This is a genomic window from Stenotrophomonas sp. PS02300, from assembly GCF_029959395.1.
GTDB classification, from domain to species: domain Bacteria; phylum Pseudomonadota; class Gammaproteobacteria; order Xanthomonadales; family Xanthomonadaceae; genus Stenotrophomonas; species Stenotrophomonas maltophilia_AD.
The window spans coordinates 1-20,686 of sequence record NZ_JASCOP010000050.1; the positions used below are offsets into that span (position 1 = coordinate 1).

18 protein-coding genes and 2 pseudogenes are annotated in these 20,686 nt (G+C 65.8%); 12 read left to right on the forward strand and 8 right to left on the reverse strand.

Annotation, left to right across the window (positions count from 1 at the left end):
• Window positions 1-525 precede the first annotated feature (525 nt).
• The gene (gene dnaE / locus QMX79_RS10960; RefSeq protein ID WP_282246774.1) at window positions 526-4,107 is read left to right on the forward strand and encodes a DNA polymerase III subunit alpha; all 3,582 of its coding nucleotides are present in this window, start codon (window positions 526-528) and stop codon (window positions 4,105-4,107) included.
• 79 nt (window positions 4,108-4,186) lie between these two features.
• Window positions 4,187-5,146, forward strand: coding sequence for an acetyl-CoA carboxylase carboxyltransferase subunit alpha (locus tag QMX79_RS10965; protein WP_282246775.1), 960 nt, complete (start codon window positions 4,187-4,189; stop codon window positions 5,144-5,146).
• A 55-nt stretch (window positions 5,147-5,201) separates the two neighbouring features.
• On the opposite strand, the gene QMX79_RS10970 is transcribed toward QMX79_RS10965, so the two are convergent.
• The gene (locus tag QMX79_RS10970; protein ID WP_282246776.1) at window positions 5,202-5,657 is read right to left on the reverse strand and encodes a CopD family protein; all 456 of its coding nucleotides are present in this window, start codon (window positions 5,655-5,657) and stop codon (window positions 5,202-5,204) included.
• Between the two features lie 130 nt (window positions 5,658-5,787).
• Here QMX79_RS10970 and QMX79_RS10975 point away from each other — a divergent pair, with 130 nt between their 5' ends.
• Window positions 5,788-6,384 (forward strand): class I SAM-dependent methyltransferase, encoded by a 597-nt coding sequence (locus tag QMX79_RS10975; protein ID WP_282246777.1) that lies wholly within the window; start codon window positions 5,788-5,790, stop codon window positions 6,382-6,384.
• A 97-nt stretch (window positions 6,385-6,481) separates the two neighbouring features.
• A complete protein-coding gene (gene phaZ, locus QMX79_RS10980) occupies window positions 6,482-7,795 on the forward strand; it encodes a polyhydroxyalkanoate depolymerase (RefSeq protein WP_282246778.1) in 1,314 nt (437 codons plus the stop codon).
• Between the two features lie 216 nt (window positions 7,796-8,011).
• Here the strand turns inward: phaZ and QMX79_RS20945 are convergent.
• The 4 genes and pseudogenes from QMX79_RS20945 to QMX79_RS10995 form a co-directional block, all read right to left on the reverse strand.
• Window positions 8,012-8,644, reverse strand: a pseudogene (locus QMX79_RS20945) (sensor domain-containing protein); the annotation flags it as partial.
• Window positions 8,645-8,764: 120 nt separating this feature from the next.
• Window positions 8,765-9,019, reverse strand: a pseudogene (locus QMX79_RS20950) (hypothetical protein); the annotation flags it as partial.
• 11 nt (window positions 9,020-9,030) lie between these two features.
• Window positions 9,031-9,396, reverse strand: coding sequence for a PadR family transcriptional regulator (locus QMX79_RS10990; protein ID WP_282246780.1), 366 nt, complete (start codon window positions 9,394-9,396; stop codon window positions 9,031-9,033).
• Window positions 9,397-9,488: 92 nt separating this feature from the next.
• Window positions 9,489-10,922 (reverse strand): HEAT repeat domain-containing protein, encoded by a 1,434-nt coding sequence (locus QMX79_RS10995; RefSeq protein ID WP_282246781.1) that lies wholly within the window; start codon window positions 10,920-10,922, stop codon window positions 9,489-9,491.
• A 192-nt stretch (window positions 10,923-11,114) separates the two neighbouring features.
• On the opposite strand from QMX79_RS10995, the gene QMX79_RS11000 reads away from it, so the two are divergent.
• Window positions 11,115-12,014, forward strand: coding sequence for a peptidylprolyl isomerase (locus QMX79_RS11000; RefSeq protein ID WP_282246782.1), 900 nt, complete (start codon window positions 11,115-11,117; stop codon window positions 12,012-12,014).
• Window positions 12,015-12,030: 16 nt separating this feature from the next.
• Here QMX79_RS11000 and QMX79_RS11005 read toward each other — a convergent pair whose 3' ends face one another.
• The gene (locus QMX79_RS11005; protein ID WP_282246798.1) at window positions 12,031-12,912 is read right to left on the reverse strand and encodes a DMT family transporter; all 882 of its coding nucleotides are present in this window, start codon (window positions 12,910-12,912) and stop codon (window positions 12,031-12,033) included.
• Window positions 12,913-13,072: 160 nt separating this feature from the next.
• Between QMX79_RS11005 and QMX79_RS11010 the strand changes: the two genes are divergently transcribed.
• Both QMX79_RS11010 and QMX79_RS11015 read left to right on the forward strand, forming a co-directional pair.
• A complete protein-coding gene (locus QMX79_RS11010; protein ID WP_282246783.1) occupies window positions 13,073-14,011 on the forward strand; it encodes a LysR substrate-binding domain-containing protein in 939 nt (312 codons plus the stop codon).
• Window positions 14,012-14,078: 67 nt separating this feature from the next.
• Window positions 14,079-14,372, forward strand: a complete 294-nt coding sequence (locus QMX79_RS11015; protein ID WP_282246784.1) for a hypothetical protein — start codon at window positions 14,079-14,081, stop codon at window positions 14,370-14,372.
• Window positions 14,373-14,415: 43 nt separating this feature from the next.
• On the opposite strand, the gene QMX79_RS11020 is transcribed toward QMX79_RS11015, so the two are convergent.
• Both QMX79_RS11020 and QMX79_RS11025 read right to left on the reverse strand, forming a co-directional pair.
• Entirely contained in the window at window positions 14,416-15,180 is a 765-nt protein-coding gene (locus tag QMX79_RS11020; protein ID WP_282246799.1) for a DUF4349 domain-containing protein, read from the reverse strand.
• Window positions 15,181-15,218: 38 nt separating this feature from the next.
• A complete protein-coding gene (locus tag QMX79_RS11025) occupies window positions 15,219-15,575 on the reverse strand; it encodes a GFA family protein (protein ID WP_282246785.1) in 357 nt (118 codons plus the stop codon).
• 103 nt (window positions 15,576-15,678) lie between these two features.
• Between QMX79_RS11025 and QMX79_RS11030 the strand changes: the two genes are divergently transcribed.
• The 5 genes from QMX79_RS11030 to QMX79_RS11050 all read left to right on the forward strand — a co-directional run bounded on the left by QMX79_RS11030 (window position 15,679) and on the right by QMX79_RS11050 (window position 20,650).
• Window positions 15,679-17,487 carry a DUF885 domain-containing protein gene (locus tag QMX79_RS11030; protein WP_282246786.1) on the forward strand — a complete coding sequence of 603 codons (1,809 nt, stop codon included), beginning with the start codon at window positions 15,679-15,681 and terminating at the stop codon, window positions 17,485-17,487.
• 244 nt (window positions 17,488-17,731) lie between these two features.
• Window positions 17,732-17,917, forward strand: a complete 186-nt coding sequence (locus tag QMX79_RS11035) for a hypothetical protein (protein ID WP_282246787.1) — start codon at window positions 17,732-17,734, stop codon at window positions 17,915-17,917.
• 74 nt (window positions 17,918-17,991) lie between these two features.
• A complete protein-coding gene (locus QMX79_RS11040) occupies window positions 17,992-18,636 on the forward strand; it encodes a hypothetical protein (RefSeq protein ID WP_282246788.1) in 645 nt (214 codons plus the stop codon).
• 53 nt (window positions 18,637-18,689) lie between these two features.
• A complete protein-coding gene (locus tag QMX79_RS11045; RefSeq protein ID WP_336618863.1) occupies window positions 18,690-19,646 on the forward strand; it encodes a hypothetical protein in 957 nt (318 codons plus the stop codon).
• Window positions 19,643-20,650 carry a TraB/GumN family protein gene (locus tag QMX79_RS11050; protein WP_282246790.1) on the forward strand — a complete coding sequence of 336 codons (1,008 nt, stop codon included), beginning with the start codon at window positions 19,643-19,645 and terminating at the stop codon, window positions 20,648-20,650. The genes QMX79_RS11045 and QMX79_RS11050 overlap by 4 nt, the downstream gene beginning before the upstream one ends.
• The last annotated feature ends 36 nt before the right edge of the window (window positions 20,651-20,686 follow it).

Sequence of the window (20,686 nt, forward strand, 5' to 3'; positions counted from 1 at the left end):
GGTTTGCGGGGGACGCCGTGAATCCGTCCCTGGAGGCTTGGTCGCCGCATCCATGCGGCTCACACCCCCGCAAACCCACCGCCGCCGCCCTTTGACAGTTGGCTGGTGCCCAACGAACGTCAAGAACAGAGCCTTTGCTCCCGCTTTCCCGTGCGAGCCGATGTTCCGTTGGGGGCGGCGGCGGGGGCAGGGGTACGGGACCTTTCCTTGCAACATGGATGTTGCAAGAGAGCCCCCAGGGGTGAAGGCGCACGGCTTGCGAGGCACTGCCTCGCGTGCGACTGAACGCCCAACCGCTGGCGGTTGGGCCGGGGCCCGGAGGGCGGTTTACGGCGTGTCCCGTACCCCTGCCCCCGCCGCCGCCCCAGCCGATAGCCCAACCGCCCAAGCGCTCTGGCTTTGGCATCTGCTTCGGCATCTGCCCTGGCTTCAGCTCCAAGCCTCCGGCCTTAACCCAACGCCCTGTCAAGCCTTGTTCGGGCTGCCCCGCGCGGCTACCCTGACCGGGCATTACATTGGCCCGGCATGTCCACTTCCCGTTTCGTACATCTGCACGTCCACACCGAGTTTTCGCTGGCGGATTCGACCATCCGTGTCCCGGCGAAACCGGATCAGGCTGACCCGAAAAAGGCCAAGCAGGCCAACCTGCTCAGCCGCGCCGTCGAACTGAACCTGCCCGCGTTGGCAGTGACCGACCTGAACAACCTGTTCGCGCTGGTCAAGTTCTACAAGGCCGCTGAAACGGTCGGCATCAAGCCGATCGCCGGTGCCGACATCATGATCGCCGAAGAGGGCATGACCCCCTGGCGCATGACCCTGCTCTGCCGCGACCGCGAAGGCTATCTCAGCCTGTCGCGCCTGCTTACCCGCGCCTGGATGGAAGGCCACCGCCCTGAAGGCGGCGTGGCCGTGCACCCCGACTGGCTCAAGGCTGGTTGCCACAACCTGTTTGCCCTGGCCGGCCGCGACAGCCTGGCCGGGCGCCTGGCCGGCGAAGGCCGCCATGACCTGGCCGAGCAGCAGCTCGCCGACTGGCAGCGCGTGTTCGGCGATGGCCTGCACCTGGAACTGACCCGTACCGGTCGCGAAGGCGAAGAAGCGTTCAACCAGTTTGCCCTGGTGGCCGCCGGCCAGCGTGGCCTGCCCGTGGTGGCCAGCAACGACGTGCGCTTCCTGCGCCCGGACGATTTCAGCGCCCACGAAGCGCGCGTGTGCATTTCCTCCGGCCGCGTGCTGGACGATCCCAAGCGCCCCCGCGATTACAGCGACCAGCAGTACCTCAAATCGCCCGAAGAGATGTGCGCGCTGTTCGCCGACATCCCCGATGCGATCGACAACACGCTGGCGCTGGCCGAACGCTGCAACATCGAAATGCGGCTGGGCACCTACTTCCTGCCCAACTACCCGGTGCCGGAAAACGAAACGCTGGACAGCTGGATCTGCAGCGAATCGCGCAAGGGCCTGGAAGCGCGCCTGGAAAAGAATCCTCTGGCCGAGGGCAAGACCCGCGAGGATTACGTCGAGCGCCTGGAATTCGAGCTGGCCACCATCATCAAGATGGGCTTCCCCGGCTACTTCCTGATCGTGGCCGACTTCATCCAGTGGGGCAAGAACCAGGGCATTCCGATCGGCCCCGGCCGTGGTTCCGGTGCCGGTTCGCTGGTGGCCTGGGCGCTGCAGATCACCGATCTGGATCCGATTCCGTACAACCTGCTGTTCGAGCGGTTCCTCAACCCCGAACGCGTGTCGATGCCCGACTTCGACATCGACTTCTGCATGGACCGCCGCGACGAAGTCATCGACTACGTCGCGCGCAAGTACGGCCGCGAACGCGTCAGCCAGATCATCACCTACGGCACCATGGCCGCCAAGGCCGTGGTGCGCGACTCCGGGCGCGTGCTCGGCTTCCCGTATGGCCTGGTCGATGGCGTGTCCAAGCTGATTCCCAACATCCTGGGCATTTCGCTCAAGGATGCGATGGGCGAAGGCAAGGATTCGGAAATGGCATCGCCGGAGCTGATCCAGCGTTACCAGAACGAAGACGACGTGCGCGACCTGATCGACCTGGCACGCCAGCTCGAAGACCTTACCCGCAACGCCGGCAAGCATGCCGGTGGCGTGGTGATCGCGCCCGAACCGCTGGCCGAATTCTGCCCGCTGTTCGCCGAACACGATGAAGGCGGCCGTGGCCGCAACCCGGTCACCCAGTTCGACAAGAACGACGTCGAAGAAATCGGCCTGGTGAAGTTCGACTTCCTCGGCCTGCGCACGCTGACGATCATCGACTGGGCGGTCAAGGCGATCAACAAGCGCCACGCCCGCGCCGGCATTCCGCCGGTCGACATCACCGCGCTGCCGCTCGACGATGCCCCCACCTACAAGGACATCTTCGCCAACGGCAACACCGGTGCGGTGTTCCAGTTCGAATCCTCGGGCATGCGCCGCCTGCTGAAGGACGCGCGCCCCGACCGCTTCGAAGACCTCATCGCGCTGGTGTCGCTGTACCGCCCCGGCCCGATGGACCTGATTCCCTCCTTCAACGCGCGTAAGCACGGCCAGGAAGAAATCATCTACCCCGATCCGCGTACCGAAGCGATCCTGAAAGACACCTACGGCATCATGGTGTACCAGGAGCAGGTGATGCAGATGGCGCAGATCGTCGGCGGTTACTCGCTCGGCGGCGCCGACCTGCTGCGCCGCGCGATGGGCAAGAAGGTGCCGGCCGAAATGGCCAAGCACCGCGAGATCTTCCGCGAGGGTGCGGCCAAGGGCGGCGTCGACGGCCCCAAGGCCGACGAAATCTTCGACTTGATGGAGAAGTTCGCCGGCTACGGCTTCAATAAGTCGCACGCCGCCGCCTACGCACTGGTCAGCTACCAGACCGCCTGGCTCAAGCGCCATTACCCGGCCGAGTTCATGGCGGCCACGCTCTCCTCGGACATGGACAACACCGACAAGGTGGTAGGCTTCCTGGCCGAAGTACGCAACCTCGGCCTGACCGTGCTGCCGCCGCGCGTGAACGAATCGGCGTACATGTTCGAAGCCTCCAGCGCCGACACCATCCAGTACGGCCTGGGCGCCATCAAGGGCGTGGGCCAGGGTGCCTGCGAAGCGGTGGTCGATGAGCGCCTGGCCAAGGGCCGCTACGCCTCGCTGCTGGATTTCTGCATGCGCATCGAATCGGGCAAGCTCAACCGCCGCACGCTTGAAGCCATGATCAACTGCGGCGCGCTCGATGGCCTGGGCAAGAACCGCGCCTCGCTGATGCTGCAGCTGCCTGAAGTGCTCAAGGCCACCGACCAGATGTCGCGCGAGAAGGCCTCTGGCCAGAACTCGCTGTTCGGCGCGCCCGACCCGGTCAGCACCGCGCTGCAGCTGGACCTGCCCGAAGCCAAGGAATGGGGGCTGGGCCAACTGCTGGACGGCGAACGCGAAACGCTGGGGTTCTACCTTAGTGGCCATCCGTTCGACCCGCATGCCGACGACGTCAAGGAACTGGTCGGCACCGACCTGGGCATGCTGGAAAAACTCATTCCCCCCGCCCGGCCCAGCAAGGATGGCGAGAAGCGCGCCTGGCGCCAGGAAACCCCGGTGATCCTGGCCGGCCTGGTGGTCGGTGTGCGCCGCAAGGGCGAAAGCCAGGTGTTCATGCAGCTCGAGGACGGCAAGGGCCGGGTCGAGTGCAGCGCGTTCACCGATGGCCTGGCCGAGTTCGGCCACCTGATGACCAAGGACCGCATCCTGGTGGTCAAGGGCGGCCTGCGCGAGGACGAATTCAACGGCGGCTATGCCCTGCGCATCCGCCAGTGCTGGGACTTCGAGGAAATCTGCGCCAATTACGCCACCCGCCTGTCGTTGCGCCTGGACCTGCGCCAGGGCGACCCGGTGTGGGCGCGGGTGAACGGCCTGCTCGACCGCCACCGTCCCGGCCGCACCCCCCTGCGCCTGGACCTGCTGCTGGGCACCGAGCAGGGCCCGGTGGCCGGCATGCTGGACGTGGCCGGCGAGACCGCCGTGCGCGTGGACAGCCAGCTGGTGGACGCCCTGCGGGCCGACCCGGCAGTGCGTACACTGAAAGTCCGGTACAGCCCGCCATGGGCGAACTAGGCACCGACCAGACGACGGCGTACGGGGCATTTAGACGCATTCGGCTACACTTTCCCTCTTTTCTTCACGACGGCTTCCGATGAATCCGAACTACCTCGACTTCGAGCAACCCATCGCTGATCTGGAGGCAAAGATCCAGGAGCTGCGCAGCGCAAGCGCCGGCCCGGCGGTCAATGTCGAGGCCGAAGTGCGCACCCTGCAGGACAAGCTGCGGCTGCGTACCGCGCAGATCTTCCGCAACCTGACCTCGTGGCAGGTGCTGCAGCTGGCCCGCCATCCTTCGCGCCCCTACACCGCCGACTACATCCGCATCTTCTGCGATGAATTCCAGGAGCTGGCCGGCGACCGCGCCTTCGCCGACGACAAGGCCATCATGGGTGGCCTGGCCCGCATCGGCGGCCGTTCGGTGATGCTGATCGGCCACCAGAAGGGCCGCGACACCAAGGAAAAGATCAAGCGCAACTTCGGCATGCCCAAGCCGGAGGGCTACCGCAAGGCGCTGCGCCTGATGAAGATGGCCGAACGCTTCGGCCTGCCGGTGCTGACCCTGATCGACACCGCCGGCGCCTGGCCGGGCATCGATGCCGAATCGCGCGGCCAGTCCGAAGCGATCGCGCGCAACCTGATGGAGATGGCCGAACTGAAGGTGCCGGTGATCTGCACCGTGATCGGCGAAGGCGGCTCCGGCGGCGCGTTGGCACTGGGCGTGGGCGACCGCACCGTGATGCTGGAATACAGCGTGTACTCGACCATCAGCCCGGAAGGCTGCGCCTCGATCCTGTGGAAGGATGCGGGCAAGGCCAAGGACGCCGCCGAACAGCTGGGCCTGACCGCGCCGCGCCTGAAGAGCCTGGGCCTGGTCGACAAGGTCGTGCGCGAGCCGACCGGTGGTGCGCACCGCAATCCGAACCAGATGGCCAAGCGCCTGAAGGCCGTGCTGCTCAACGAGCTGGACGCGCTGGAAAAGCTGTCCACCGAAGACCTGCTGCAGAAGCGTTACGAGCGCCTGCGTGGGTACGGCGCGTACGAAGTGGCCTGATCGGCCGCTGCGGTTGTGGCAAGAAAAACCGGGCCATGCCCGGTTTTTTTGTGCCTCAGAAAGGCTTGGCCAACACCAGCCAGACCACGCCGATGAACAGCACCAGCGGCAGCTCGTTGAACCAGCGCAGCGCGCGCGACGACGGCAGTACCTTGCCCTTCACCGCGCCCTTCAGCAGCCGCCCGGTCCACGAGTAGTACACCAGCAGCAGCACCACCAGCCCCAGCTTGGCGTGCAGCCAGCCCGCCGCGCCCGGCGCGACCATGGTCGGGAAATCCGGAATCACGCGGTAGCCCAGCCACAGCACCAGGCCCAGGATCAGCGCGAAGCCGAACATCATGTGGCCGAACCTGTACAGGCGCAGGCCCATCAGCTGCAGGCGCTCTACCACCGGCAGCTGCCCCGCGGTCTCACTCAGGTTCACCAGGATCCGCGGCAGGTAGAACACCGCCGCCATCCACGCCACCACGAACAGCAGGTGGAAGGTCTTGACCCAGTAGTAGGACTGCATGCGCTTGCTCCGGCGGCTGGCTTGGGATGTCGTTCATTCTGGCCGATTCACGCGGGCAGCGCATGCGCGGCGGATTGACGCAGCGCGCTCGGCTACCATGTGCACCCACGTCCTCGACCCCTGTCCCCGCATGCAGAAGACCTACGACCAGGCCTACTTCCAGCGTTGGTACCAGCCCGACCAGACCGGCGGCGCGGCGCGCCTGGCGCGCAAGGTCGCGCTGGCCGTGGCCAGTGCCGAGTACTACCTGGAACGCCCGATCCGCAGCGTGCTGGACATCGGCGCCGGTGAAGGCGCCTGGCGCGCGCCGCTGCTCAAGCTGCGCCCGCGCGTGCAGTACATGGGCTTCGACAGCAGCGACTATGCGGTGCAGCGCTACGGCCGCAGCCGCAACCTGCACCCGGCCCGCGTCGGCGATTTCGCCTGGCTGCGCCCGTGCGCGCCGGTGGACCTGCTGGTCTGCTCGGACGTGATGCACTACGTGCCCACCCGCGAGCTGCGCCCGGCCCTGGCCGGCTTCGCCGAGCTCACCGGCGGCGTGGCGTTCCTGGAGGCGTTCACCGCCGAGGATGAGTTCGAGGGCGACCACGAGGGCTTCCAAGCCCGCCCGGCGGCCTGGTACCGCCGCCAGCTCACCGCCGAAGGCTTTACCGCGCTGGGCTCGCACTGCTGGCTGTCACCGGCGCTGGCCGGCCATGCCGCCGCGCTCGAACGTGGCGGACGCTGATCTCAGGCCCGACTGCGACGAATCTGCCCATTAAGGCGCTTTCGGCCGGGGTGGAGTATGCTGCGCGGCAACATAAGACCATACATATTCGGACGTCATGCTCTATCAACTGCATGAATTGACCCGCAACCTGCTCGCGCCCTGGGTGCACCAGGCCCAGGCCAACGCCAAGTTCTTCGCCAACCAGGGTCACTGGTGGTCGCAGATGCCCGGTGCCGACCGCCTTTCGGCGGTGAACGAGCTGTTCCATCGCATCGGCAAGGATTACGAGAAGCCCGAGTGGGGCATCAACGAAATCGAGGTCGACGGCGAGCGCGTGCCGATCGTGGTGCACGAAGAAGTCAGCAAGCCGTTCTGCAAGCTGCTGCGCTTCAAGCGCCACAGCAACGAAGCCGACCAGCTCAACACCATGCTCAACCAGCCGTTCGTGCTGGTGGTGGCGCCGCTGTCGGGCCACCACGCCACGCTGCTGCGCGACACCGTGCGCACCCTGCTGCGCGACCACCGCGTGTATGTCACCGACTGGGTGGACGCGCGCATGGTGCCCGGCAGCGAAGGCGAGTTCAGCCTGGACGATTACATTGCCTACGTGCAGGAATTCATCCGCCACCTCGGTGCGGAGAAACTGCACGTGGTCAGCGTGTGCCAGCCGACCGTGCCGGTGCTCGCCGCCGTTTCGCTGATGGCCAGCCGCGGTGAAACCACGCCGCGTTCGCTGGTGATGATGGGCGGCCCGATCGATGCGCGCTGCAGCCCGACCGCGGTGAACAACCTGGCCACCCAGAACCCGCTGTCGTGGTTCGAGAACAACGTCATCCACACGGTGCCGCCGGGTTACCCGGGCGCGGGCCGTCGCGTGTACCCGGGCTTCCTGCAGCACGCCGGGTTCCTGTCGATGAACCCGAGCCGGCACTTCAGTTCGCACTGGGATTTCTATGCCGACCTGGTCAAGGGCGACATGGAAGATGCCGATGCGCACCGCCGTTTCTACGACGAATACAACGCAGTGCTGGATATGCCGGCGCGCTACTACCTGGACACCATCCGCGTGGTCTTCCAGGAATTCCTGCTGCCGCGCGGCGAGTGGTACGTGCAGGGTGAGCTGGTGGATCCCGGCGCGATCACCGGCACCGCGCTGCTGAGCATCGAAGGCGAGCTGGACGATATCGCCGGGCTGGGCCAGACCGAAGCGGCGCAGGAACTGTGCACCGGCATTCCGGCTGCGCGCCGTGAGCATTTCGTGGTCGAGGGCGCCGGCCACTACGGCATCTTCAGCGGCCGTCGCTGGCGCGAAACGGTGTACCCGAAGGTGCGCGATTTCTTCGCCGCCAATGCGCAGGCTGCGGCGAAGCCGAAGAAGGCGGCCAAGGCCGCCAGCAACGTCACCCCGATCCGCAAGAAGGCGGGGTAACGCCCGCCTGCCCCATGTCTTCGGTCGGTACAAACGCCGGATGCATGGGCAGGACGGTCATTGCATGGGCTTCGGATGCTTGCGCCGCGCTGCGCGCGGTGTCCGGCCAACGGCCGGACCTACGAATTGCTACGGGCCCATCCGGATCATGATCAATCAACCATGGGCTCCGAATGCCTGGCGGTAGCGCCGGCCGTTGGCCGGCTCTCGGTAGACTTACAGGCGCACCAGCAGGTGCTTGGCCATCTGTCCGTGCAGGTGGCCGATGATGCGCGCCAGGTGCATGGTGCAGAACAGGATCACCACGCCCAGTACCGCCAGCGCCGGGGTGGCCCACAGCGGCAGCACCACCAGTTCGCTCTCGAAGTACAGGCTCGGCGCGCCCAACGCGAACATCGAGGCAACCGGCGCCCAGATGAAGACCAGCGACACGGTGAGCAGCGTGACCGCCACAGTGAAGTAGATGATGCCCAGCGGCAGCATCAGCATGAAATACAGCATCGTCAGCCAGGTGCGTCCATCGGTGAACATGTCGCCGATGCGCTGCAGCCAGCTGCGGCTGCGGTCTGCGTAACGCGGCCGGCGCGGCATGCGCTCGCCCAGCAGTACTTCCACCAGCCGCCCTTCCAGCAGCGCCAGCCCACGCACCGAGCCGAAGAACAGCACCGTGAGCGGAATGCCGATGATCAGGATCAGCAGCCCCAGCGACAGCGACAAGCCGGTGATCACCCAGGTGAAGAAGAAGATGCCGGTCGCCAGCGACAGCAGCATGTAGAACAGCGCGCCGTACGTGCGCGGTTCCAGCGCCACACCGAAGAAGCGTGCCAGCGCCGAGCGGTGCGGCGGAACCCGATCGCTGGGCGGCGCTTCGCTCCCCGCTGCAGCCGCTGCAGCCGCTGCGGCGGCTACACCCGGTGCCACCTGCGCCGGCACCACCCGGGCGATCGGCCGCACGCTGGCACTGGGGGTACGCAGCGCGCGGTTCACGGTGATTTCGGTTTCGCGGTAGATCTCGGCCACTTCCTCCGGCGCGCCATAGCTGCCGGCCACGTCGGCAATCACCTCGGCTTCGCTGCGCCCGGGCTGGGCGGCCAGCTCCGAACGCAGGTATTCCTCGGCGTCGTACAGCGCGTCCTGCACCATCGCCGGGTCGGCGTCGTGCAGGGCCGCGCGCAGCTGCGCCAGATACTGCCCGATGGTGGTGGGCAGGCCACCGCCCCTCATGCTTTCTTCGTTCATTGCAGTACCCCTTCCAGCACGGAATCAACGGAATCTCGGGTGGCACGCCAGGCCTGGGTCCACTGCTCCAGCACCTGCCGGCCGCGCTCATTGATGCGGTAGTAACGTCGCGGTGGCCCGGCCACCGACGGTTCGATCTGGCTTTCCAGCAGCCCGGCCCCTTCAAGGTTGCGCAGCACCGGGTACAGCGCACTCTGCTTGCCGCTCAGCACGCCCTCCCCGACCCGCTCCAGCTCCTTGGCGATCAGGTAGCCGTACAGCGGCTCGCCGGTCCGGGCCAGCACCGCCAGCAGGGCCAGCGAAACCGTGCCGGCGCTGAGCTCCTTCTGGAACTTCTTCAGGTGGGCCTCGTGGTCGCTCATGACCGTCCTCCAACTAGCGTGGAGTCAACACTAGTGCGAAGTCAGCTATAGCGAACGTGCCGTTAGTCACCCTGCCCAGCGGCAGGCGCCTTTCAGGCGGATTCGACGGCCTGCGCCACCCGATCTGACTGACCGATGTCCAGCCCATCCGCTTGCCCACGGATGCGTTCCAGCAGCGCCTGACGCCGTTCCCGGCTGATCGGCGTGTACTGCGCGCTGTCCTTGACCCAGTTGTCGACCAGATCGGCCCGCCATCGCTGCCCATCCATTTCGGATGGGCGGTAGTCCAGCAACATTTCGAGATGCCGCCACCGTGGCAGGATCTGCAGGCGTCGCAGCAATCGCGCCCGCGCCATGCCGGACATCTCCCGTTGCCCGATGTCCCCCAGCAACTCAGTCGTAAGATCGCTCGGCCATAGGGGAGTGGCGCGTGCAATGCAGAACTCCAGAGAAGCGTTGGCAATCTCCAGGGAAGCGAGCAGCACGCCAAGGCCCACGCCGCCCTCTGCCTTGATCAGTCCTCGCACGCAGGTGCGCTGCCCCGCGGCCCCCAAGGTGGGTAGGGCTGCATGGAAACGCACCGCGTCTTCGGCTTCGGCATGATCGGCCAGTCCCTCCAGCGCGAAACGCCTCAGCCCGCGCCTGCCGGTATCCAGTTCATCGCGCCACAGTGCCACGCTGGGGGAGAGCCCTGTCCGCGCGCGCAGCCAGGTTGCCAGGGTGCGTACCGCGCCGGCACGATCGAACACCGCGTCCTCCAGGATGGCGGGCAGGTCCTCCACCTGCCGTTCGACAAGTGCTCTCAGCGCGCTTACACGCACCTGCCCTGACGGCGCACGCAGGGCGTGTCGACAGAGCAGGACAATTTCCTCTTGCCCGGCATGCGCGAGAAGGTGGCGAAATGCCAAGCGCGCCACTTGCGGATCACCATCGTGCAGCGCACGTTTCCGTAGAGGGTGTGCCCAGACTGGGTTCTGGTCCAAGGCCAGGCGATAGGCGTGAATACGCGTGGGCGCATCACGGTGCGCCAGCAGCGATTCAAGAAGCAGACGCTGCGGCGGTGCGCACAGCCAGAGTTCCAAGGTGGTGGTGACCCACTCCCGGTCCACCCGTCCAGCGTTGTGCAGCCTTGCCACCAAGGGCCAGACGGCATGGACGTCCTTCGGCTCGCACCGGGCCAGCAGCGCCATCACCGCCGCGTGCGCGGCCTCGCGAACCACGTGGACCCAGTCATTGCAGCGCAGCAACGCAGCAGCCAACTGAAGGCGGCCCGGCAGTGTCGGCAGGATCATCAGCGCTTGCTGGCGTACATGCCCGCTTCGACTTGCGCAGGCAAGGAACAACGCAGCACTGCGCAGGTCAGGGCTCACCCCTGGCAATACACTGTGTCGCAGGAGAACATCAGGCTCGGCATGGACGACCGCATAACCGCGCAGGCGTTGTTCAAGCCTGGCCAGCGCCTGCGGAGGTTGGACGCTCAGCCATTCCAGCGGGTCCACCTCCGTTGGAGCGAACTGCTGCAACATCCCTACCACCTGCTCCCGCAACCCGGTCGGTGGCGGGGTATGGGTCTTGATCGGTCCAAAAATCCATCGCATCTGGGCATCCCTGCGTCGAAAGCCACATGGTGACGCATGACCGGGCGGCATTGCCAAACCCGCATGGCGCCAAGGCGTCCACTCGCGCAGAATCGGGGTTCGTCCATCCGGGTAACCACCATGTCGCCACGCCGTCCTGCCCTGCTCGCGCTTGCCCTTTCCTGCCTGCTGCCGGGCGTCGCCACGGCGGCCACGCCCTACCGCAGCGCGCAGCAGATCCTGGAAGCATCGCCGGCCAGCGACTGGCGCACGCCGGACCCGGCCAACCTGCTGGTGATGAAGCTGGATGCCGGTGAGGTGCTGATCGAGCTGGCCCCGGCTTTCGCGCCGCAGCACGTGGCCAACATCCAGACCCTGGCCCATGAGCATTTCTGGGACGGCGAAAGCATCTACCGCGCGCAGGACAACTTCGTGGTGCAGTTCGGTGATGCCGATGCCGACGACGCGGCCAAGGCCAAGCCGCTGGGCAGCGCCAAGCGCAAGCTGCCGGCCGAGTTCCAGCGCGACAGCAAAGGCCTGAAGGTGAGCCTGCTGCCGGACCGCGACGGCTGGGCCGAGCGTACCGGCTTCGTGGACGGCTTCCCGGTCGGCCAGGATGCGAAGGACGGCAAGACCTGGCTGGCGCACTGCTACGGCGCGCTGGGTGCCGGCCGCAACAACGAGGAAGACAGCAGCATCGGCGCCGAGCTGTACGTGGTCACCGGCCAGTCGCCGCGCCAGCTGGACCGCAACATCACCGTCGTCGGCCGGGTGCTCAAGGGCATGGAACTGCTCAGCGCGCTGCCGCGCGGGCCGGCGCCGATGGGCTTCTACGCCGACCCGGCGCAGCGCACCGCGATCCGCTCGATCCAGCGGGTGAGCGACCTGCCGGAGGCGCAGCGGCCCACGCTGCAGGTGCTGCGTACCGATTCGAAGACCTTCGCCGATACGGTCGAAGCACGGCGCAACCGCGTGGACGACTTCTACAAGCGCGCCGCCGGGCATATCGATCTGTGCAACATCCCCGTGCCCGTGCGGTAATGGATGCCGCGTCGCGTCAGCGCTTCTGGCTGGCGGCCACGCTGCCGAGGATCAACGCGCCGGCGACCACCATCGCCCAGGTCACCGGCTCGCCCAGGAACAACCAGGCGAACAGCGCACCGAACATCGGCACCAGGTAGGTCACGGTGGAGGCGCGCGCCGGGCCGATGCGCGCGATGAGGCGGTAGAACATCAGGAAGGCGAAGCCGGTGCAGACCACGCCCAGCGCGATCGCGCAGGCCCACGACACGGCGGGAATCGGCGCGTCAGGCCAGTGGGTCAGCGCCAGCGGCAGCATCAGCAACGCCGCACTGCCCAGCGTGGCACCGGCCGACGCCGCCGGCGGCAGCCCGGTCATGTGGCGCTTGACCAGGTTCACGCCCAACCCGTACAGCAAGGCGGCCAGCGAACCGGCAATCACCGCCGCGCCGATGCTCAGCCCGGACACCTTGGCCGTGGCCAGTACCACCACGCCACCGAAGCCGACCAACAGCGCGATCGCGCGGCGCATGCCGATCTTCTCGCCGAAGAACAGGAACGCGATCAGCGCGGCAAACAGCACGGTCATCGCGTTGCAGATCGCCCCGATCGCCGCCGGTGCGCGCTGCGCGGCCCAGGCGAACAGCACGAAAGGAATGGCGGAGTTGATCAGGCCGATCGGCACCAGCCACAACCAGCGCCTGGCCGGGAACTGCGCGCGTGCCTGCCAGAGGAACGGCAGCAGCACCAGCGCGCCCAGCAGCAGCCGCACTTCCACCAGCGCATAGGGGCCAAACGACGGCACCGCCACGCGCATGAACAGGAACGAGCACCCCCAGATCGCACCCAGCACGGTCAACTCCAGCGGGGTGCGCCAGTCGCGCTCGATCGCCCCCGCACTCACCGGCGCGCCGCTCACGGGCGGCCCCCGGCACGGCAGGAACAGGCGGCGACGGCAACGGGGACGGGCAGCAACATGGCGCGGGCTCCAGGAATCAGACACGCAGCATCTACCTGCCGCGAGGCGCCGACAAGCGCGTAGTATCCCTGCAAGCCACAAATATGATTTGGGTCTCGCCATGATCCTGCGCCCTGCCCTGCTACCCGCGCTGGGGGTGTTCGCGCTTGCCGCGCGCCACCAGAATTTCGCCCACGCCGCCGAGGAACTGCACCTCACTGCCAGCGCGGTCAGCCATCACGTGCGGCGGCTGGAATCGCTGCTGGGCACGGTGCTGTTCCAGCGCCACGCCCGTGGGGTGCGCCTGACCGCCGAGGGCCGCCAGCTGGCCGATGCCGCAGCAGCCGCCCTGAGCGACATCAACGCGGTGGCCGGCAACCTGCATCCGCAGGCCGATGTGGTGCCGCTGCGGATCACCACCCTGCGCTCCCTGTCCTACTGCTGGCTGGTGCCGCGGTTGCCGCGCTTCACCCGTCTGCACCCGCGCATGCGCATCGAACTGCAGACCAGCAGCGAACTGGTGCGCTTCGACGAGAACGGACCGGAACTGGGCATCCGCTACGGGCTGGGCCAGTGGCCGGGCCTGGCCGCCCACCACCTGATGGACGACGAGCTGTGCCCGGTGGCATCACCCGCCCTGCCCGGGGTGTCGGCGCTGCGCGAGCCCGCGCAGATCGCCACCCTGCCGCTGGTCAGCGACATGTCGCCGCAGGGCTGGCGCGACTGGTTCCGGGCCGCCGGGGTGCGCGGCCTGGACCTGACCGCGCAGCACATCTTCAGCGACAGCACCGATGCGATGCGTGCGGCGGTGTATGGCATCGGCGCGGTGCTGGCGCGCAAGCACATCGCCCAGCCGTACCTGCAGCGCTACGAACTGGTGCGCCTGCCCGGGCCGGCGTTGAAGGCGCGCTATGCGTACTACATCGTGCACGCCGAACACCGGCCGCTGAGCCCGACGGCGGTCGCGTTCATGGACTGGCTCAAACGCGAAGCCCAGGACGAACGCACGCCGGTACCGGCGTTGCCGGATGAACTGTTGGGGTTGCCGCCGGCCGGGTGACGGACATTCACCCGCTTTTGCCCGGCGCATCGCTACGGTGGAATCCCCACTCCCACGAGACCTTCCCATGGCCATGCTGCGACTCAGGATCACCGGTACCGAAGACGATGCGCGCGCCATCAGCGACCTGCTCCAGGGCATCGAGGGCATCGAGCACGTCGAGGAAACCGACGACCTGATGCCGCACATGGACGATGACGATTCCAGCTCGGCCGGCCTGTCCGATGACATCGGCCCGGGCACGCATGAGCTGGAAGTCGAGGTCGGCAATGAAAGCACCGCGCAGAAGGTGCGCGATGCGGTGCAGGAGCTGGCGCTGGAACTGGATGTGTTCGTCGAATACGAAACCGACGAGGGCTGACGTGGCAACCCACCGGTAGGTATGCACCGTTGGTGCATACGGGTCACGGCACGGACGAACCCCGGCGGCGGCGGCGCCACAGCTTCAGGCCGACCCAACCCACCAGCCACAGCACCAGCGTGACCGGCAACAGTGCCGCCACGGCGCGGATCACGAAGGCCACGCTGCTGGTGAGGGTGGCGCCGAATTCGCTGAACGCCTCGCCGATTTCACTGCGGCTGCGCTGGCCCGACGGGGTCTGGAAGCGCAGCGTCAGCAGCTGGGTGTCGATCCGGCGTCGCTGGTTGGCGGCATCCTTGTTGGCCTGCTCCAGCCCTGCCTCGATCTCGGACATCCGCTGGGTGATGACCAGCAGGTCGGCCACCTTGATGCCCTTGTCGTCCTGGTAGGCCAGCAGGCGTTCGTGTTCCTTCTGCAGCCGCGCCTTGGTCAGCGCGGTATCCGCGACCTGCTGGGCGAGATCTTCGGCCTGGGTGTTGCGCGAGGCGACGTCGCCGCCCTGCCCGGCCAGGCCGATCAGCGGTTCCACGCCCTTGGGCGCGATCCGCACCCGGATCGAGCCGGACGGATACTCGCCGCCCTGCTGGCCGACCTGCAGCACGGCGCAGTCTCCGAACCTGCTGGACTGGCAGGCCTCGCTGATCTGTTTCACCCGCGGTCCGATCTGCGCGGCATCGAGCTGGATGTCCACCTCGTGCTCATACGCCAGCGCCGCGCCCTCCGGCGAGGCCACCGCGCCGGCCGCAGCGGCACTGGCCATCTCCGCGTGCTGCTTGCCACTGCATCCGGCAAGTACCAGCAGCAGCATCCCTGCCACGGCGCAACCGCGCCACATCGTCCCTGTCGTCACACGCTGGCTCCATCGTAGAAATTGATCTTCAGCCCACCCAGTTCCAGCCCGGGCAGGCAGCGCACGTTCACCGCCACCATCGCCTGCCCGCTGCGCGGGTCCACGCCCTCGCTGAACGGGGAAATGCCGCAGTCGCGGCAGTAATGATGCTGCAGGTGGTGCTTGTTGAACTGGTAGGTGGCCAGCGCAGCCGGGTCCGTGTTCAGGGTCAGCGCCGCGCGAGGGCCGAACCAGAGCAGCCCGCCGCGCCGCCGGCACAGCGAGCAGTTGCAGTCCACGACCTCGGTGATGGGTGCATCGGCCTGGACCACGAACGCGATCTGCCCGCAATGGCAGCTTCCTTGGTACTGCATGGCACACCTCCCGGCGGGAAAGGCCCATGGTAATCCAATGGCACGGGCGGCACCCCGGCGGCAGCGCCTATGCTGGGCGATTGTCCACATCACAGGATCGCCGATGCGCCAGCATCTTCTTGCCCTCGCCCTGATCGCCGCCCTGGGTGGCTGCCAGCAGGCCGACGCCCCCACCGCCCCGGCCGGTACCGCGGCAACCGCCCCCGCCGCCGATGCGGCCGTGGACGCCGCCTTCGCCGACCTGTCCAAGCGCGCCCTGGACACCTGGATGCAGCTGTCCCCGATCAGCGCCACCCAGATCGGCGACCACCGCTACGACAGCGAGATCGACGACCTGAGCGCGGCCGGCCAGCAGAAGATGCTGACCGCCTACAAGGGCCTGCTCGGCGAACTGGACAAGGTCGAGGTGAGCAAGCTCTCGCGCGAAAACCAGGTGGACGCAGCCATCCTGCGCAACCAGCTGCAGTCCGAGATCTGGAACGCTGAAGTGCTGCAGGCGTCCAAGTGGGACCCGCAGATCTACAACGGCACCGCCGGCAGTGCGCTGTACGGCCTGATGGCCCGTGAATTCGCGCCGCTGCCCGAGCGCCTGAAGTCGGCCACCGCGCGCATGGAGAAGCTGCCGCAGATCTTCGCCCAGGCCCGCGAGAACCTGGACCCGGCCCGCGTGCCGAAGATCCATGCTGAAACGGTGGCCAAGCAGAACAAGGGCATCCTCAGCATCGTCGATACCTTCATCACCCCGCACATCGGCGAACTGCCGGCCGAAGACGGCAAGCGCCTGCAGGCCGCCATCGACGGCCTGAAGAAGGCAGTGGACGAGCAGCAGACGTGGCTGGACAAGACCCTGGTGCCGAACGCCAAGGGCGATTTCCGCATCGGTGCCGAGCTGTACGACCAGAAGCTGAAGTTCGCGCTGAACTCGTCGCTGTCGCGCGCCGAGATCGGCGAACGTGCCCGTGCCGAACTCAAGCGCGTGCGCCAGGACATGTACGGCATCGCGCAGACGGTGCTGAACGGCAAGCCGGGCGCCCCGGCGCTGCCGGCCAATCCGAGCGACGAACAGCAGCAGGCCGCGATCGAAGCGGCGCTGGAACTGGCCTACGCCGACAAGCCGGCGCGCGACAAGGTGGTCGATGATGCCAAGGCCGCGCTGGCGCAGTCCACCGAGTTCGTGCGCAAGCATGACCTGATGACCCTGCCCGATGCGCCGGTGGACATCATCCTGATGCCCGAATTCCAGCGCGGCGTGGCCGTGGCCTACTGCGATTCGCCGGGCCCGCTGGACAAGAACCTGAAGACCTTCTACGCGGTGTCGCCGATTCCGGACGACTGGACCGACAAGCAGGTCGATTCGTTCCTGCGCGAATACAACAGCCGCATGATCCACCTGCTCAGCATCCACGAAGGCACGCCGGGCCACTACCTGGAAGGCTGGCATTCGGGCAAGTTCCCGTCCACGCTGCGCGCGGTGCTGCGTTCGGGCCTGTTCGCCGAAGGCTGGGCGGTGTACACCGAGCGGATGATGCAGGAACAGGGTTACCTGGACAACGATCCGCTGTTCCACCTGGTGCAGCTGAAGTTCTACCTGCGCACGATCTCCAACGCGATCCTGGACCAGGGCGTGCACGTGGACAACTGGACGCGCGAGCAGGCGATGCAGCTGATGACCCACGATGCGTTCCAGCAGGAAAGCGAGGCATCGGGCAAGTGGGTGCGCGCACAGCTGACCTCGGCGCAGCTGCCGACCTACTTCGTCGGCGCGCAGGAACACTTCGACACGCGCAAGGCGGTACAGGAAAAGCAGGGCGACAAGTTCAAACTGAAGGCCTACCACGACCAGATGCTGTCCTACGGCGCCCCGCCGGTGCGCTTCGCCCGGCAGCTGATGCTGGACCAGCCGATCGAGTAAGCGCACTCACGCACGTTGGTGTGTGCCGACAGTTGGTCGGACGCGACAAGAAACGGCCCGATGAGAATCGGGCCGTTTTTCTTTGTTCGTAGGGAACATCCAACAGCAGCGAGCGGAAAATTCCCACTGAACAGTCAGCACCTACCGATAGGGCAGCATGACCGACGGGCCCATGCTGATGAGAGCTGAATACCCACGTCAGCGATGCCAATCAAACGGCAAGTCATCTACCAAGGAGAACTCCATGAAAGAAGCCAACGCCGCCACTCTGAGCCAGCAGCTGTCGGCCGCTCTGCGCAGAGCAGACACCTCCGCAACGCGAATCAACCAAGCGTTTTCCAGCGAACAGGCAAAGCCCCGCGTCGTGGCGATGACAAGCGACTGCTGCGGATCCAACAACTACGAGAACAAGCGGCTCGCCCACCGCTGATGTCAAGCAGCGCACGGGATCCTCCGTGCGCTGTCCCCTCGAGTCAATCAAGTCCCGAAGTTGGAGGCCATGCCATGACATCAATGCACTTTGACATCGCAACTGCACTCCAGAGCGCCGCGTCCGAACCCGTATCCATGCTGCTTGCTTCCACGCCAGTAAACGTTGAGCAGGCTCGGGACATGTCGAACAAGGGACAGGTGGACGCCGGGGTAGCGGATGGAACTGGCGGCGCCGTAAGTCCACGAGTACTGCTCGATCGCCTTGATAACCCGCAGCCACCCCAACGAATCGTAATCTTCACCGACCAACTTTGCTGCCCGGTCACTGCACCCGTACTTGTGTCAAGAGGGCATCAGCGTAGATACCTCTCGGGCCTGGAGCTGGTCCTGAACGGAATACATGGCTTCAAACTGCTAGCGCAGGCCAGGTCCGGCTATACCGAGACCGCCCCGGCCGCAAAGGCCGAGCAGGTACTGGCGGCAATCTGGGAACATCTTGATGCATGTGCGGATCTCGGCGACGCATGGCTCGCCAAGGAACTCCAGAACCGCCGCACACCAGAATGGAGAGGCGAGACTGCGCGGCGCCAGATCCGTCTGTTCCACTCTTCCATTCTTCATTTGGGCGCGACTCACGCGAACGCTGATCGAACGCACCTGGACAACCTCAACCGCCAGCTTACGGAGGCCCGAACGAAGTGCATATCGAGCGACTGACCCTTCATGGCTTGTACGCCGTCTTACGCCTTGGACTACTTGCTGTCGAACATATGACGCAACCTAACAAGACACTCGAGGCGTGGCTTGAACTCCCACTCACTGACATTGATCGAGCTTCGCTCCGGTCAGCATGCGCGGAATCGCGCACCCGTATTGGTGGGTATTACCGACTCTATGCAGAGAAAAAGTTGATCTCATCGGCGCTACGACGCTCTGATGGACCTTCTCTTCTACGCCTCGCCCGGTCACTTGATACTACCGATTACTCGAAGCTCTCTGTCCGCCTGGAAGACGGACAGGGCGTTGTGATTGCGCTCCCCCATTACGGTCATTACGTAGTGACTGCGATCAACCTGATGGAGCACTTCCGGGAGAGGCGCGACATCTACATGCTGTATGGCAGTCCGGAACATCACCCAGGAAACGTGCTCTTCGATGAGCTTTCCGGGATTCTGTTCGGAGACGCGACTTGCCGCGCGAAGAGACTACACGCTGATTCGCGAGGTCTGGCAACCGCAGTTCGCGCGTTGAAGACTGGGGCCATCCTCATCACAATGCCGGATGTCTGTCCGGACGAGCAGCATGCATATGTCATTCCCTTCCTGAAGAGACAGCTGGAGATTCCACTGGGAACCGCCAGCTTGGCACGACGGTCCGGCGCATCACTCATCCCGGCCATAGCGCGCCATGAAGGACCACTGAGGTTCAGCACGCTGTTCGGGAAAGGCGTCTCAACAGGACTTCCGGCAGACAGGGCAGACAGGGCACTGACACAAGCTTCTGACTACGGCGCCACGCTGAAAATGTTTGAGTTCTTTGAAACCATAATGGCGGAGAACCCGACCCACTGGCAGTACGCTCTTGGCCACTACGCATCCAGGTCACCCTTTCCTGTGATGGATCCTTCTGACGTGGAACCCACATGGCGCTGCATTCGAGACGTCAACCCCATACTCCGTGCGCCGCCTGTGGCAATTGAACTGGCTTGCCAGGAGCAATGCCAATGAGCACAATCATCCAGGCATCGCTTGCCGCACTCCTGTTCATTCAGCAGGCGTGTGCTGTTGAAGGTGCCGTTGCACTCGAACCGGGCGCGCCCACCGACTTGCCCGCCGTCGCCGCCGCACATCCCGACGCCGGGCCACGGATCTGGACCTTCGTCAAAGACACTACGACGCTGAAGGTACTGGGCACTGTCCAGCCGTTGCATCGCAATCTACGGTTCGACGGCGACGGGGTTCGCAAGGCCATGGAAAGCGCTGACGCGCTACTCAGCGGAGAGGGCGTTGTGACCGGTGACGGAATCGGCCTGATCCGCGGTCTGCGGCTTTTGCCGGCCATGCGCAGGATCAAGCGCAATGCCTCAGGCCGGACACTTAGGGACGTGACATCGAGCGTGGACTACGAGAACTGGCGAAGGCTCGCTGAGAGGTACTTCCCTGGAAACAGGCGGGCCGAGAAGTTGAGGCCGATGTACGCAGCAGGGGCCCTGTACGAGGCATCCATAGCCCGCAACGGGCTTGATCGCCATCATCCCGCCCAAGCACTGATCACCGACCTGACGAAAAAGCAGGGCATTCCGTTGCTGGATGCCCGACTGCATGTTCGGATCGCTGACCCCGAACATGCCATCGCGACATTCCACGTGGATGACGAGACCGACCTGCGTTGCTTTCGCAAAACCCTGAACGCCTTGCAACCCTGGCTGGACGCCGCTCACCTCACTGGAGAAGCGTGGCGCAATGGCGAGTACGGCGATTGGCCCTCTGCACCACCCCGCTGCTGGAGCTGGCTCACAAATGAGGCGATTGCCAAGAGTGCTGGCATCACTCTTGACGTGGCGGTACGGGAAAGGTGGATGCAGACCCTGAGAGCAGCCTCTGCCGAGTACGCCACGATTTTTACCACCATGCCAATTGAAGACCTGGAGAACAGAAGCGGACTCGTTGCCGCATTGGAACAGGATGGCTTCGTGGAGGTCGCGTCGCAGCCGCGCATCGCCACTCCGTGACGCAAGCAGGTTGGGACACAGCCAACATCAGCCAGC